Genomic DNA, 13,692 nt, shown 5'->3' with positions numbered 1-13,692 from the left:
CTGTCTTCTCCTTTTAGCCTTGATTGCCTGGATAACGCGTATCTTCCGGAAGGTCGGAGCCTTCCGTCCGAATGGGTAGCAGCAGCCGGACGGTCGTTCCTCCGCCGTACACGCTGGCGATCTGCACGCCGTAGTCGGGCCCGTACCGAAGCTTGATCCGTTCCTCCACGTTCTTGAGCCCGTAGGCGTTCGACTGCGCGGCGCCGCGAAGCACCCGCTCGACCGTTTCCGGGCGCATGCCGATGCCGGTGTCGATGACTTTTAATTCCAGATCGTTCCCGGCCCGCTTGGCCGTAAGACGGATCGCGATCGTCTCCCCGAACCAGGCATGCTTGAAGATGTTCTCCACGAACGGCTGCAGGAGCAGTTTAATGATTTTCACGCCTTGGAGCTCGGGCTCCATATCCACGTAGACTTGAAACGCGTCGGCATATTTAACCCGCTGGATATCCAGATAGGCGGACACCTGCTGCAGTTCTTTCTCGAGCGGAATGATGACTTGGCCGTTATTGAGCGTCAGCCGGTAAAATCGCGAAAGCTGCTTCACGGTCGCCGTGACTTCTTTCTTCTTGCCGAGATTATTCAGGCTGCTGATCGTCGACAGCGTATTGTACAGAAAATGCGGATTGATCTGCGCCTGCAGCGCCTCAAGCTCCGCCTGCTTCCTATGAATGCCTTGCCGGTACACGTCTTGGATCAACGTTTGGATGCTGGCCGCCATGCTGTTGAACGAATGGGCGATCAGCCCGAATTCGTCGTTGCCGTTCACTTCGAGCCTTCGGTCCAGCTTGCCGTCCTGGAAGGCGCGGACGAGCGATACGATTCGCTTCATCCTTCGCCCAGACAGGGCAGCCACGGCGAACCCGATGCCCCCCATGACGGCGAAGCTGGCTGCGCAGATCAGGCCAAGCGTCCGCTGCAGTCGCTTCGCGTCCTTGCTCAAGTACTCGCGCGGCACTTGGACCTCGATGGAGAACGGCGTCTCCGCCGCCTCCTCGCGCAGGTTCAAATACGTCTTGCCTGACGCCCGGGGCAGCGCGGAATCGCGTTCGTACATCGCCTTGCCGGTGGCGCGGTCGATGACGCGAATGCCCATGCCCTGCTCTTTCGGATATTTGGTCAGATTGCCGATCAGGCTGTCGATGTTGACGGTAATTCGGACATAACCGATCGCGGTTTGATAATCCCCGTACGAGACCAGCTTGCGAATGAGCGATATGTTGTCCAAATCTTTGTCCGTATCGGCTTGAATCCAGACGTTCGTATCCCTTCCGGAAGCCTGCATCTGACGGAACCACGGACGACTCTTCAGGACGTCAACCGATTGCACGAAGAACTCGCTTCTCGCGATCGGACTTTCGGCATTCGATCTGCCTGCTTCCCCGATTTGGGGATTGACGGCGTACAGCGTCAGACGGATCGGGCTTCCGAACAGCTCAAGCGGCGCCTGCAGCTCCGGGAAAATATCGTCGATCATCGTATAATACATGCTTAGCCGATCGCCGTGATGCTGCAAGGCTCGCTGGAATGCCAAATTACTGAATAGCTGATCGGAGATCCGCCGGATTTCGGTCATCCGGTAATCGACGTTATTCCGGGTCTGCTCGAGCGCCGCCCGGATGCCGGTCTCGGCCACCTCCGTACGCGACTTGACGAGCATTCCGTACGACACGTAGCCGATTACGATGTCCGTGACGAGCACGAGCGCCAAGTAGGCAATCATCATTTTGTACGTGAACGGCAAATCATTGCGAATGGAAAATCGTCGCGCCATAGGGACACCTTGCCTCGTAAGTAAGTGATAGTTCGGGTTCCGTCCGACGACGGAAGCACCGGGGGAAAAACGAGAAAATACCGGAGACGCCTCAAGAGGCCATCCCCGGTACGCTATGCCGGCTTAACGTGACTAGCAAGTTTATGGCGTTACGACGGTCAAGCTCCAGTTCTGATTCAAGGAACCGGTCTCCGCCCACTGGATGCAGGGCGCTCCGTTGTCCTTCGAACCGCCGCTCATGCCAAGCACTTTGCCGCTGTAGACGTTCTTGATTTTGTAATAACCGCCGCCGGCATCGACAAGCAGCCACTGCTGGTTGGCCCCGCCGTTATTCGTCCATTGGGAGGCTTGCGTGCCGACGGCCGTGGAGAAGCCGGAAATCTCCAAAACCTTGCCGCTGTTGATGTTCTGGATGTAATAGCGGCCGGAACCCGCGTCGGTCAGCTTCCACGATTGGCTGGCGGCTCCCGTGTTCGGCTGCTGCTCGACCAGTCCGCCGTCCGACGCGGCATTGTTGACAATGCCCAGCGCCTTGCCGGAATTACGGTTCACGAGGGCATACGATTGCGTCGTATCGAGCGCGGACGAAGGAGACCATGTGCCTGCCGCCGGGTCCACGCTCCATTGCGAGTACCCGTTAATCGTCGGCTTGCCGCTGCCGTCGAAGGTCAGCGGGTACCACTGATTGCGGCCGATGCCCGTGCTTCCTCCCTTATTGTTCCATCGATCGCCGATGTACATGTATACCGTGCCCGCGGTGCCTTGGATCGGCAGCACTTGGTCGATCTGCGTGTCGAAAGAATTGCCCGAATACGGGCTGGTCGCGCATACGTAAGGCGAAGCCCATGTTCCGTTCAAGCTGTCGGCCGAGTAGCACCAGGTTTGACTGGAATTCCAACCGTTCGTCGTGGAGGCCATCATGATGTATTTGGTGCCGTACTTAAACAAGGTCGTCGCTTCTTTGAAAGGTCCCGTCGAAACGAACGTCTTGGTCGTTGCCGCGAGATTCATGAAATCCGGCGTCAGCTTGCTGATCTGGAGTCCGCCGTTCGTGGTGTTATAATCGATCGTGTACGTAATGTAGGTACTGCCGTCGGCATCGGTGAAGATGGATCCCAGATCGCCCATCTTGTAGCCGCCCGGCTGGCTGATGTTCTTCTCGTACGCGAATGGTCCGTTCGGCGAATCGCTCGTGAACAGCGTCAACTTATTGCGATTGCCGTCGCCATTGCTCCATTCGGCGAACATGACGTACTTGCCGGTTAAGCTGTTGTACTTCACGAACGGCCTGCCGACCCATTGGGAGTGGGCAAATCGAATCGTGCTGGTGTCGCCGATCGCATCGAGCTTCGCATTGATCGACGAGAAATCGACAATGTTCTCGTGTTTCGTCCAGTGGTTCAAATCCGTCGACGTATAGACATTGACTTTCTTCACGCCGGACACGGAGAAATCCATGCCATACCAGTAGAACGTGCCGCCTTCCTGCATGACCCAGCCGCCTTGCGCCCAGATCGGATTGCCGTCGACGTCGTACCGATCCGAATTATTGACGACCGTCACGGATGCCGCTTGCGCAGGCTTGGCATACATAAAGGCCGAGATGACGAACAGCGCAGCCAACATGAAGGACAGCAGTTTTCTGGAATTGGTAAACCCTGTTGCATTTATCATGGGAAATACGCACCCTTCCTAATCATTTGTCGTGGTTGAAGTTCGCTTGCATGTGTCATGATCGATCCACGCGTATTCGAGCTGCAGCTTGCCGCCGTATACTGCCCGTTACAACCTGTCCTCCTTTCTGAGTAAAGGCTTTCATAAAACGCTTTCAAAATCGATTTGCTCGTTCAGTGTAGTATAAGAACGATTACGTTGAACACGCATCTTTGCAACGAAAACTAAAACGAATCAACGAAACGGTCGGTTTCTTCCGATAAGGCTGGCTCTTCGCGGTTGGTATTGACGGTTGCGGTTAGCTATATCATCGCAGCCGCTTCGTATTACGGCATTGAACGTCCATCCATCCATCTAGGGAAGAAGCTGGCGAATAGGAGCCTTGCGTTTCTAGCACAGAAAAAACGCCTTCCAGGGAAAGGCGTCGTCGAGCCCACCGAAATCCGCTAGAAGGCGTCCCTCACTCGTCATTCGGAAACGGCAGTACCCCTCTGTACATGCGCAGCGTGCGTTGATAGGCGCGTTTCATTCGGGCCAACTGTTCCTCGGGATATTCGTCCGGTTTGCCGATCGCTTCCTGCAGCGGCACGATGCGGCATTTGCTTTTCTTCGTCATGCCGACCCAGGTAGGGACGCCTTCGATGCCGTCGAGCCGGACCTGGCCGTTCGTGCTGCGCAGCCGAAGCCGAACGATGATACCGGTCAGCGCCGCGTCTTTGCCGTGAAGCCGGGTGGAGACAAAGTTGCCGAGCGAGTAGATGGCGAACCGTTTTCTCGTCCGCCCCGAGACATCCTTCACGATCCGCGTGATCGCGGGCTGGAGGACATGCGGATGCGATCCCAGCACGACGTCCGCGCCGTTTCGGAACAGGAAGCGGACCCATTCCTTCTGGTGGGCGGCAGGGCTTTCCTCGTATTCGAAACCGCAATGCATGCACACGATGATAAAATCCGCGGCTGCCCGCAGCCGTTTCATATCGTTCTTCATCCGCGCGCGCACGAGCTTCTTGACGCCTGCCGGCTGGCCCTTCGGTACGGACATGCCGTTCGTATCCCGCGTATACGACAAGATGCCGATGCGGATGCCCTCGACGTTCCGCACGCAGAGCTTGCGCGATTCCTCCGCGCTCCTGTAGGTTCCGACGTGGCCGAGGCCGTTCTTATCGAGTACGTCCAGCGTCCGTACGAGTCCGCGAACGCCGTAATCCGCGCAATGGTTATTGGCCGTCGCGAACACGTCGAAGCCGGCCGCCGAGAGCGCCGGCGCTAAAGCGTCCGGGCTTTTGAACAACGGGTTCCGGTTCTTTGGATTGCGCTTCGTCTTGTTAAAGTCCGCCTCCCGGCCGCCGGCGAAGGTCGTTTCCAGATTGCCGATCGTCAAGTGCGCGTCCTGCAAATAACGGGCAACCGGTTCGAACATCTGCTCGAATGCATAGTTTGTCCCGCCTTGACTGCCCGTGCCGGCCGCTTGCGCGCCAGTATGCAGCGATTTAATCAGCAGCGGCTTCATCAACAGATCGCCGACCGCCGCGACCACGATTTGTTTGGACATCCGGTCTTCCCCCAATTCTTATGGCAGTCTTCGATACACTACCATATGCCATCAGGGCGAAATTGGTTTGCGGACTGAACAAGGCACCCGATCGCCGCGGATCGGATGCCTTGTGTTCGTAGGAGAGGAGCTCCAAAGCATGAACAGATGTTGCGAAGCCGTAGATTAATTCATATTCAATTTTTCGGTGATTTGACTTACGCATACCCCGACTGCAATAAGATCAGCCCCTTCCCGGAGAGAAAAATGAGTGATCGGATCCTTCAGCCATTCTAAAATTCGAATATGCGCTTCATTGGGAAGCGCCTTGAAAATCTCGATGGAGCTGGTCATGCCGCTATTGTAGATTACAATTTTGCAATATGTCAATTTAGGAATTCCTGCTTCGCTCGCCCGGGCCGCTGCCCCTCACCATGGCCGCCGTCCCAAACGCCGTAACGCCTTCCGCTGCATTATCTCTAGGGCTAGAAACCATAAACGCGGCAAAAAAGAAACTCACTTGCTGGACCTCTTCGACCGACCGCACGACCGATTCATAAATAATTACCATCCAAGCCATGCTATTCGTGATTGACCGTGACAATGGCGGCTCCCATCCGATCCCATCTCATCCCAGGCCGACTGTAATCTAGCATACAGACTCGCGCCTGAAGTTCCTCGTATAATCCGAAGTATCCCCGGAAAATAAAAACAAGGAGTTTTGATCATGAACCAAACCGAACAGTGTGTCATTATTGCGCGTTTTCAGCTAAAGCCAAATTCGGACAAAGCGGCTTTCTTCGATAATTTGAAGCCTTTGTTTGATACGATGTCAAAAGAACCGACATTCGTAAATGGAATTGTTCACGAGAATGTCGATAACCCCGATGAAATCGTCTTTTATGAAATTTGGAACTGCTCTAAAGAGACCTGGCTGGCAGAAGAAGAATCCAAAGCTTACCGTCAAGGTCCCTACACGAAAGCAGCCGAGTTTTTATTGGGACGAGAACTTAGCTTCTATACGCCGATGGGCGAATGGGGAACTGCGATTACAGCGGGTAAGCATTTTTCTTAATTCGGAAACGAAAATACGGCAGCGCTGCAACTAATTAACGCTTACATCCCCATACGATAGACAATGAGAGTTTCATGTGCAATGAAACTCGACCTTGTTGACCGGAGGGGATTTTTCATGGCGATACATCATGCGATTCGTGCTCATCCGCTATTCAATCAAACGTTCCACCGTTTTCGCTTCACCAAAGAGACGAACAGCATGAACAACGGAACGAGAATCAGAAAAGGAATGGAATACAGCGGCCAAATATCTTTTACAAATGCAACGACATCCAACTGATTGGGATGAATAATAATGGATCCGAGAAGCGTCAGCAGTCCGATGGGGATGATATAAAATCGGTAATCCCGGCTTCCGGTCGTCTGCGACAAGGCCAAGGTGGTCGCAAACAAACAGACGCATAGTTTGGTAAATTCATTGAAGATCCAAACCGTAAACCCGAAAGGCTCGATTCGCTCGATAAAATCTCCGACCGCGATATACGTCAAGGCGGTATAGCTTGGAAACAGCTGATCGTTAGTGATCTCCCCTAAAACCAAGACAACGGCGAGCACCTGAATGGCAATAAAAACGCCTACGATGGCAACCATGGAGAGGACGGTTTTTTGTACGGCTGCCGATTGATTGACATACGGAATCAGCATGGAAAACAAGATGGTTTCGCCGAACGTCACGGTGGCGATTTGGCCCGCGCCTTTGAGTATGGACATCCAACCGCTCTCGAAAATCGGCAGTACGGCTTTCGGATCCATATCCGGTATTAATAAGAGTTGGATAACGAGCGTTGAGCCCACGGTAAGCACCAGTAAGATAATCGCGCATCTGCATATGACTTCCACCCCTTTAAATACCGTCCATCCCACTACGCAGATCATCATGCAGCCTATGGTTACGGAAGGCGTCCTCGGCAGCAGCACGGCCCCCGTCAAATCCGTGAAATTGCGCAATACATAAGCCCCGAGAAAAATCCCATACCAGGTATACAATAAACCGACTAATTTACCGGCATAGGGCCCCAATAAGAGGTGTGCGATTTCTACCAACGATTTTTTCGGGTATTTCTCGCATAGGAATGCGTAAATCCAATTGATTCCCAGCCCTGCCGCCGTGCCGATGATGGCAGAAATCCATGAATCATGCCCTGCAGCGTAACCGATTTGCAAGTTAAGCGAGCTGCCCATCGTAAAAACAAACATGAGTATCCATAGTTCCAGTTTCGAAATCCGATCGTTCGGCCCATAAGTCTCCACCTCAAAAACTTCCTCTCCAGCAGGTTCATTCAACAAGCAGCGTTAACCATTTTCTCAGAAGAACCGACGGACTGAGAATGGGTACATGCCAAATTATAAGGAATCCCAGCCATGCGGAACCGAGTAAGAGAATCGAAGCGATCCATAGATCTTTTTTGGAAGCCGAATGGCGCATATAGCGGAACTGAATAATTAGCAGAGCAGCAAATCCTAACAAAAAGAGAAGCGAGCGCATGATCATCTCTTCTCCGCTCCATGATGCTCAAGGGAATTGCCAATGATTCCGGATCGGCGGAGGTTGATTTTTGCCGTTACGACGATGTCGGCTTCGGAAAAAACGGTATCCCATTGCGCGCGAACCTTCTTCCAAGTCTGATAATGGAATTGATGCAGATGCAGTCCAAAACCAAAGATGTCGGCTTTCCATTCCGTTTGGGCTTTTTTTACCGTACGCAGCGTTTGCTGCGAAATTAATTCTCCGAATCGTTTCTCGATGATCGTCATATTGGACAGCTCGCTAAGATTCAAATTCACGTTCGTTTCATTGATCGAGCCTGTACCCAGAAGTTGCACGATTACCCGGGCATGGTTGCCGTTCATGGTGACGTTGACTTTGCTTTTAAAATCATTGATTACGATGCCGATGTTTCCGCTAAGTCCGGGAAGCGTATTTCCGAAATATTCCTCTTTGGATTCGTTTTTGATCCAACGCAAGCTTCGCGTTTCGACGTCGTTTAAATAACCGACTAAACGATAGTCTTTAAAAACGGCCGTCGAGGAAAGCCGGAACATTTTGAATTTGGATGCTGCGCTGTTATTCGGATCGAGCATAGGCGGCACAAGTTCGACGGCTCCCGTCACGGGCACGATTCCATCCCTGTTCTGCATCATCATGAAGTCGCGGAACGTAACGGATGTCCCGACCCCGGAAAGTTCAAGCTCGCGTACTTCCTCTGCCGGAATGCGCTCCGCGGGGTGATCGTTTTGAAGGAGCTCCGATGCTTCGCCGCCTTTGGCTACCACAAGATAAGTCCGTAAACGGCTGCCTGGATCTCTGGAGTAGTAGTCCAGAATATCCTGGATGCCTTTCTTGGCAAGCGCTTCTCCGATAAACACGACTCTACGATGGCCTTTGAAGAAATGGCGGGAATTCCTTTGCTGGATTTGTCTTTCTGCATCGTAAATGTTTATGCCGATCGCCGAAACGGCGTAGTACGTTTTTCCAAAAGCTCCGGTCGATGGCTTGCCGCCCTCGCCGCTGCCGGCTCCCGCGGAAATCGGTATTTGAATCGTCGTTTTCAATTTCCCGTCTTCCGTCGAATCCAAGCCTGAAGCCATAAAAAAAGAGAGATCATTCATTTCGACCCGATCCCAGCAGCCGCTTAGCAGCGGCACGAATATAAGCAAAAGAAGCATGCGCGCAGGCACATCAACCGCTCCCCTTTCTTTTCGCTTTCCTGCCAACCGGCTGCGAACGGAGGTAAAGCGTCCACAAGGGCGCACGGAACAGGGCGTCTTTGAGACCTTGCCAAGTAACGGGCGCCACCGGAAACAGATAGGGAACCCCGAATGATTTTAACCCGCTGAGATGCACCAAGATCACCACCAAGCCAATTGAAATGCCATAAAGACCGAACATGCCTGCAAGGATAATCAAGGGAAACCGCAACAGCCGGAAAGCGATGGAGAAGTTATATCGCGGGATGGTAAACGAAGCGATTCCCGTTAAGGAAACGACGATCACCATGGGAGCCGATACGATGCCTGCCTGCACGGCAGCCTGACCGACGACCAAACCGCCGACGATGCTGACCGCTTGTCCGACCTGCTTCGGCAAGCGGACGCCGGCCTCCCTCAAGCCCTCGAACGTAACTTCCATCAATATCGCTTCCACCAACGCCGGAAAAGGAACCCCTTCACGGGCCGCGGCTATGCTGAGCAGGAGATTCGTCGGAATCATTTGCTGATGGAAGGTCGTTAGCGCAACATAAAGAGATGGCAATAGTAATGCGATCAGAGCAAAGACGAAACGGATCATTCGAATGCCATTGATATACAGTACCCGTTCATAATAATCCTCGCCGGCCTGCATGAACCCCCAAAACGTCATTGGAGCGCTGATCGCAAATGGAGATCCATCCGTAAAAATCGCGACTTGACCTTGCAGCAGGGCCGCAGCAAGATAGTCGGGCCGTTCCGTCACGAGAAACTGAGGGAACGGGGAATAGGTTTTCTCTTCGATTAATTGTTCGATGTAACCCGATTCCAGCACGACGTCGATTTCAATGTCATGAATCCGCGATTTTATTTCCTGCAAGGCGGATTCGTTCGTGATTCCTTTCAAATAGGCGATGGCCACGTCGGTTCGCGTGATTTCACCGACGGTGAGCATTTCGATTTTCAACCGGGAAGATCGAACTCTTCTGCGGATCAAACTCGTATTCGTTCTGAGAATTTCCGTGAACGAGTCCCTTGAACCGCGGACAGTGCTTTCGGAAGCAGGCTCGTCAACGGATCTCGTGTTGCCTCCGGCCAGGCCAACTACAATAGCTTCTGACTGGTTGTCCACGCATATCACTACGGAACCTTTTAAGATTTCGAGTTCGATCTGAGCATATTCTGCCGTCTGACTCACTTGGGAAATCATGATAAGACGATTTTGGAGGAAGGGAAGAAGTTCCGGAATCTCATCGAACGGCTCTGGAAGCGCGCCTGACATAAGCGGCCTTAACAGCGACTCATCCAATTGCGCAGTATCGACTAATCCATCGATATAGAATAGGAAAGCGCGTTGCTGCTGCCCGCCAATATAAAACGAGCGGAAGACAACATCCGAGCAGCTTTCGAATATGGCATGAAGTTTCGTTTCGTTTTCTTCGAGAGACGAAGAAAGACGTTCACTCTGACGAGACGTTGGTTTATCCAGGAGGATCTTTGGTATCCTTGTTCTCTTCCCAAAACCCTTCCCGATCACGAGACTCCCCCCAGTTTATGTCAATGATTATTTTCAACGAATAATTTCCCCTTTCTGCCTGATTTTTATGTATGCCGCGAATGACGCCTTTGGACCCTAGGCAAATAAAAACTCAGGCAGAGGAGCTGTATGCAGACTCCTCTGCCTGAGCACAAAGAAATAAAGATTAGATCCATCGTATGACCGCAAGCATAGCCGCTATCTATAACAACGGCAAGGAAGAGCAGGCTAGGATTTGAGCCATGCCGCCATCGACGAACAGTTCGACGCGACTCGAAACAGTCATCAACCGTAAGAAATGAATGCCGTAATCGAGATCAAGACAGTTCATCCATGGTTTTCTGGACATGAATCATAACCGTTCTTCGGCTGCTCACGATAATGCCTTCGCTGGATAATTGCTGCATGGCAAGCGATACCGCTTCTCTTGTAGCCCCGATCATATTCGCCAATTCTTGATGCGTCAGCGGGATATCTATTTTACGGTACCCGTCTTCCTCGACGCCGAATTTTATGGAAAGCCTGTTGAGAAAGTAGAGCACTTTGCCCCGAAGATCTCGAAAGACCATTTTTTCCACTAATTCATCCTGCGTTCGCAATCGCGTGCTCACTTCCGACAGAAACCTTAAGGCGAGCTCCGAATATTTGCGTAACAGCGGTTCGAGCTGGTCGTTCGGCATCGAATAAATCACCGTTTCTTCCATCGTTTCCACGTACGTCCCGCTCGTACCTAAAGAGAACGATTCGATTTCGCCAAACATTCCGCCCTCGCTAAGAATGCAAACCGTATATTGTTTACCTGCGGAATTGGTTTTATAGAACTGAAGCTTGCCTGCAATTACGAAAAACACGCCTTTTTTCTCGCTGCCCGGCGTTTGGATAATGGTGTTTTTAGGCAGGGTGATCATATTTGATTCGGTTGCCGATCGTTCGAGCTCGTCGATGATGGGTGCCGGAAGCGATTCGAAAAGTTTGATTTGTGATAAACGGAACAACTTATTCTTGTCCTGTTCCATCGCCGTTACTGGTCTGCCGCTGCCGAGGAAGCATCGCGGTTATCGGCGAAGAAGGACTTGTCATTATGCTCGCCGACGATATCTTGGATATCTGGATCCATTCGTTCTTGAAATTGGGCTCGATTTTCGATTCTAATCATCGTGTGTCCCTCCTTGTTATGTGGCCATCTTAGCGCAGCGCGCCGCATTCGATCTGTAATCTACATTACATTGGGAATGGATGTCCTTAAGCTCAAGTCGTAATCGATTTAAATAAATCGTTAAAGGATTCGCTCATCGACGGATGCGTAAAGATATGATCTCTTAGATAGGTATACGGTTGTTTGGCTTCCATCGCCATTTGAACGACATGGATCATCTCGTGGGAATCGGCGCAAAACAAGGAACAACCTAAGATTTCGCCCGTTCGGGAATCGACGACCGCTTTCAGGAGTCCCTCTGTCTCCTCGTTTAACTTGGCTCGCGGTATGGCTGCCGCCGGCAGGATCGCGACTTTCACGTCATGCCCCTTCGAGATCGCTTCTTGTTCGCTCAGTCCCACGCGAGACAACGGAGGATCAATAAAGACGGAGTACGGAACGTATTGACGGTCATGCGTCGACCGGCGTTTATTGCCGAACAAATGATCCAAAATAATCCGCTGGTCATCCAGGGAAATATACGTGAACTGAAGTCCGCCTACGACGTCGCCCATGGCATAGATGTGCGGAACGGTCGTTTGCAAATGCTCGTTCACTTGGATCGCGCCCCGCTCGGTAACGGCAACGCCGGCGTTTTGCAATTGCAGATCATCACTATTCGGTTTTCTTCCCATCGCTGCCAGTACGGCATCTCCGGTTGTTTGTTGCGGGTTATGATCGGCATCGAGATAAGCGACGACGACTCCTTGCTCCGTATCCTGCACGGATTGAATGCAGGCTCCATGATGAAATAGGATCCCTTTCTTCTCTAATGCGTCTTGAACGGCTGTCGCGATATCGCGATCTTCCCGCCCGAGCAAGTCGCGATGGGCATCCAGAACGATAACTTCGGAACCGAAGCCGGCATACATAGAGGCAAATTCCAATCCGATATAACCAGCGCCGAGAATGACAAGCCGCTTCGGAAGAACAGGCTCTTCCATGATCGTGGTGCTTGTATAGACACGACGACTATTCTGAATGCCTTCAATATCGGGAACATGAACGGAAGCCCCGGTATTGATGTAGATACGCTCGCCATGTATCAGGCTCGTGCCTTCATCGGTTTGAATGGAAAGCTCGTGTTCGGATGCAAAAGAAGCTTTCCCCGTATAGAGCGTAACCATGTCGTTATTGTCGAGGTTTTCGAAGTTTTTTTGCCTCAGTGCAGCGATCAAACTCGATTTCTTCTCAATGGCCGCGCGATATTCCGCGGCCTGATCTTCGAAACGCGATAGCTTTTTTAATTGGGAAAGCTTTGAATGATGAACCAACGACTTCGTCGGAATGCACCCGATATTGATACAGGTGCCTCCGTACATGCGTTTGGATTGCTCGATTAGCGCTACTTTGCGACCTCGATCAGCCAAAGCTGCCGCTAACGTTTTTCCGCCTTTTCCGAATCCGATAATAATAGCCTCATAATGGACCATAGTCGTCATCCTCCTCTTCGATTTGCGTACGGAATTTTACCCATTTAGTTTTTCCAAATTCCCCCTCCCTACTCAAATGCAGAAGAAGCCGCCTCGATGGGCGGCTTCTTCTGCTTGGAATCGTCATCCGGACGGCCGGTCAATGTAAATATACATGGTCTGAATGTGGTCGCCTTCAAAGAGCATGAAGTCCTCGCCCGTAACCGCGGGAGGTTCTCCGGGTATTCCGTAGGACCAGCGGAGGCGGACCGATTGATGGTGCGTATCGTAAGATTCGATGCGGAAGACGAATCCAGGAAATTGCATTTGCACGTTATCGATCAAGTCCATTAGCCTGCTGCGCCCCAGGAAAGGATCTTGAAACATGGGATCATATACCAGGCAATCCTTCGCATACACTTCGTCTATAGCCGCTCTTCTCTTTTCCCGATCGGTTTCGCTCCAGACCGAGAACATATGCTTATCAATTATGGCTTGATTCATGTCCATTCCCTCTCTTCGTTCTGATCTTAACCTCTCACAGCTTTTCCCGTTCGCCGGGAAGTATTCCGCACCATCCGGGTCAGAAGAGAAATCGCGTGAATAAGCTTAGTTTACTGCGAAGGCAGCGCGGTTCGCAGTAAGCTGCATTACAAAACGGATTGTTACCCGAAAAAGCAAAACCCCGATATCGCCGGCGATTGCCTGCGATATCGGGGTTTTGCTTTTGATACTAGCGGAACCTGCAAACGGCCCAATACGGCAACGGCCATATTGATCGCCGTGGAAGGGAGCGTCGCGGAC

At 52.0% G+C, this 13,692-nt stretch carries 11 protein-coding genes; 1 reads left to right on the top strand and 10 read right to left on the bottom strand.

Annotated features, from left to right (window positions below; translation table 11 throughout):
- Window positions 1-13: 13 nt before the first annotated feature.
- The 3 genes from GT003_RS01150 to GT003_RS01140 all read right to left on the bottom strand — a co-directional run bounded on the left by GT003_RS01150 (window position 14) and on the right by GT003_RS01140 (window position 5,000).
- Entirely contained in the window at window positions 14-1,774 is a 1,761-nt protein-coding gene (locus GT003_RS01150) for a sensor histidine kinase (RefSeq protein WP_161693555.1), read from the bottom strand.
- Window positions 1,775-1,915: 141 nt separating this feature from the next.
- Entirely contained in the window at window positions 1,916-3,448 is a 1,533-nt protein-coding gene (locus tag GT003_RS01145; protein WP_161693553.1) for an RICIN domain-containing protein, read from the bottom strand.
- Between the two features lie 460 nt (window positions 3,449-3,908).
- A complete protein-coding gene (locus GT003_RS01140; RefSeq protein WP_161693551.1) occupies window positions 3,909-5,000 on the bottom strand; it encodes a CapA family protein in 1,092 nt (363 codons plus the stop codon).
- Between the two features lie 706 nt (window positions 5,001-5,706).
- Between GT003_RS01140 and GT003_RS01135 the strand changes: the two genes are divergently transcribed.
- Window positions 5,707-6,054 (top strand): putative quinol monooxygenase, encoded by a 348-nt coding sequence (locus GT003_RS01135; RefSeq protein WP_161693549.1) that lies wholly within the window; start codon window positions 5,707-5,709, stop codon window positions 6,052-6,054.
- A gap of 158 nt (window positions 6,055-6,212) precedes the next feature.
- On the opposite strand, the gene GT003_RS01130 is transcribed toward GT003_RS01135, so the two are convergent.
- From GT003_RS01130 to GT003_RS01105, 7 genes are all read right to left on the bottom strand, one after another.
- Window positions 6,213-7,307, bottom strand: coding sequence for an endospore germination permease (locus GT003_RS01130; RefSeq protein ID WP_161693547.1), 1,095 nt, complete (start codon window positions 7,305-7,307; stop codon window positions 6,213-6,215).
- Between the two features lie 237 nt (window positions 7,308-7,544).
- Window positions 7,545-8,723, bottom strand: coding sequence for a Ger(x)C family spore germination protein (locus GT003_RS01125; protein ID WP_275589141.1), 1,179 nt, complete (start codon window positions 8,721-8,723; stop codon window positions 7,545-7,547).
- A gap of 13 nt (window positions 8,724-8,736) precedes the next feature.
- A complete protein-coding gene (locus GT003_RS01120) occupies window positions 8,737-10,281 on the bottom strand; it encodes a spore germination protein (RefSeq protein ID WP_161693543.1) in 1,545 nt (514 codons plus the stop codon).
- A gap of 317 nt (window positions 10,282-10,598) precedes the next feature.
- On the bottom strand, window positions 10,599-11,276 hold the full coding sequence (locus GT003_RS01115) for a Crp/Fnr family transcriptional regulator (RefSeq protein ID WP_239565656.1): 678 nt from the start codon (window positions 11,274-11,276) through the stop codon (window positions 10,599-10,601).
- Between the two features lie 26 nt (window positions 11,277-11,302).
- The gene (locus GT003_RS32785; RefSeq protein WP_275589130.1) at window positions 11,303-11,437 is read right to left on the bottom strand and encodes a hypothetical protein; all 135 of its coding nucleotides are present in this window, start codon (window positions 11,435-11,437) and stop codon (window positions 11,303-11,305) included.
- Window positions 11,438-11,529: 92 nt separating this feature from the next.
- Entirely contained in the window at window positions 11,530-12,909 is a 1,380-nt protein-coding gene (locus tag GT003_RS01110) for an FAD-dependent oxidoreductase (protein WP_161693539.1), read from the bottom strand.
- A gap of 123 nt (window positions 12,910-13,032) precedes the next feature.
- Entirely contained in the window at window positions 13,033-13,392 is a 360-nt protein-coding gene (locus GT003_RS01105) for a nuclear transport factor 2 family protein (RefSeq protein WP_161693537.1), read from the bottom strand.
- Window positions 13,393-13,692: the final 300 nt, after the last annotated feature.

It is taken from the genome of Paenibacillus sacheonensis (genome assembly GCF_009909195.1).
In the GTDB taxonomy this organism is placed as follows: Bacteria; Bacillota; Bacilli; order Paenibacillales; family Paenibacillaceae; genus Paenibacillus_Z; species Paenibacillus_Z sacheonensis.
This window is presented reverse-complemented; position numbering and strand designations above follow the sequence as displayed.

Excerpts from the sequence above, each read along its gene's own strand:
- GT003_RS01150 (WP_161693555.1), bottom strand. The coding sequence starts at position 1,774 with ATGGCGCGACGATTTTCCATTCGCAATGATTTGCCGTTCACGTACAAA.
- GT003_RS01105 (WP_161693537.1), bottom strand. The coding sequence starts at position 13,392 with ATGAATCAAGCCATAATTGATAAGCATATGTTCTCGGTCTGGAGCGAA.
- GT003_RS01135 (WP_161693549.1), top strand. The coding sequence starts at position 5,707 with ATGAACCAAACCGAACAGTGTGTCATTATTGCGCGTTTTCAGCTAAAG.
- GT003_RS01110 (WP_161693539.1), bottom strand. The coding sequence starts at position 12,909 with ATGGTCCATTATGAGGCTATTATTATCGGATTCGGAAAAGGCGGAAAA.
- GT003_RS32785 (WP_275589130.1), bottom strand. The coding sequence starts at position 11,437 with ATGATTAGAATCGAAAATCGAGCCCAATTTCAAGAACGAATGGATCCA.
- GT003_RS01140 (WP_161693551.1), bottom strand. The coding sequence starts at position 5,000 with ATGTCCAAACAAATCGTGGTCGCGGCGGTCGGCGATCTGTTGATGAAG.
- GT003_RS01125 (WP_275589141.1), bottom strand. The coding sequence starts at position 8,723 with ATGCTTCTTTTGCTTATATTCGTGCCGCTGCTAAGCGGCTGCTGGGAT.
- GT003_RS01145 (WP_161693553.1), bottom strand. The coding sequence starts at position 3,448 with ATGATAAATGCAACAGGGTTTACCAATTCCAGAAAACTGCTGTCCTTC.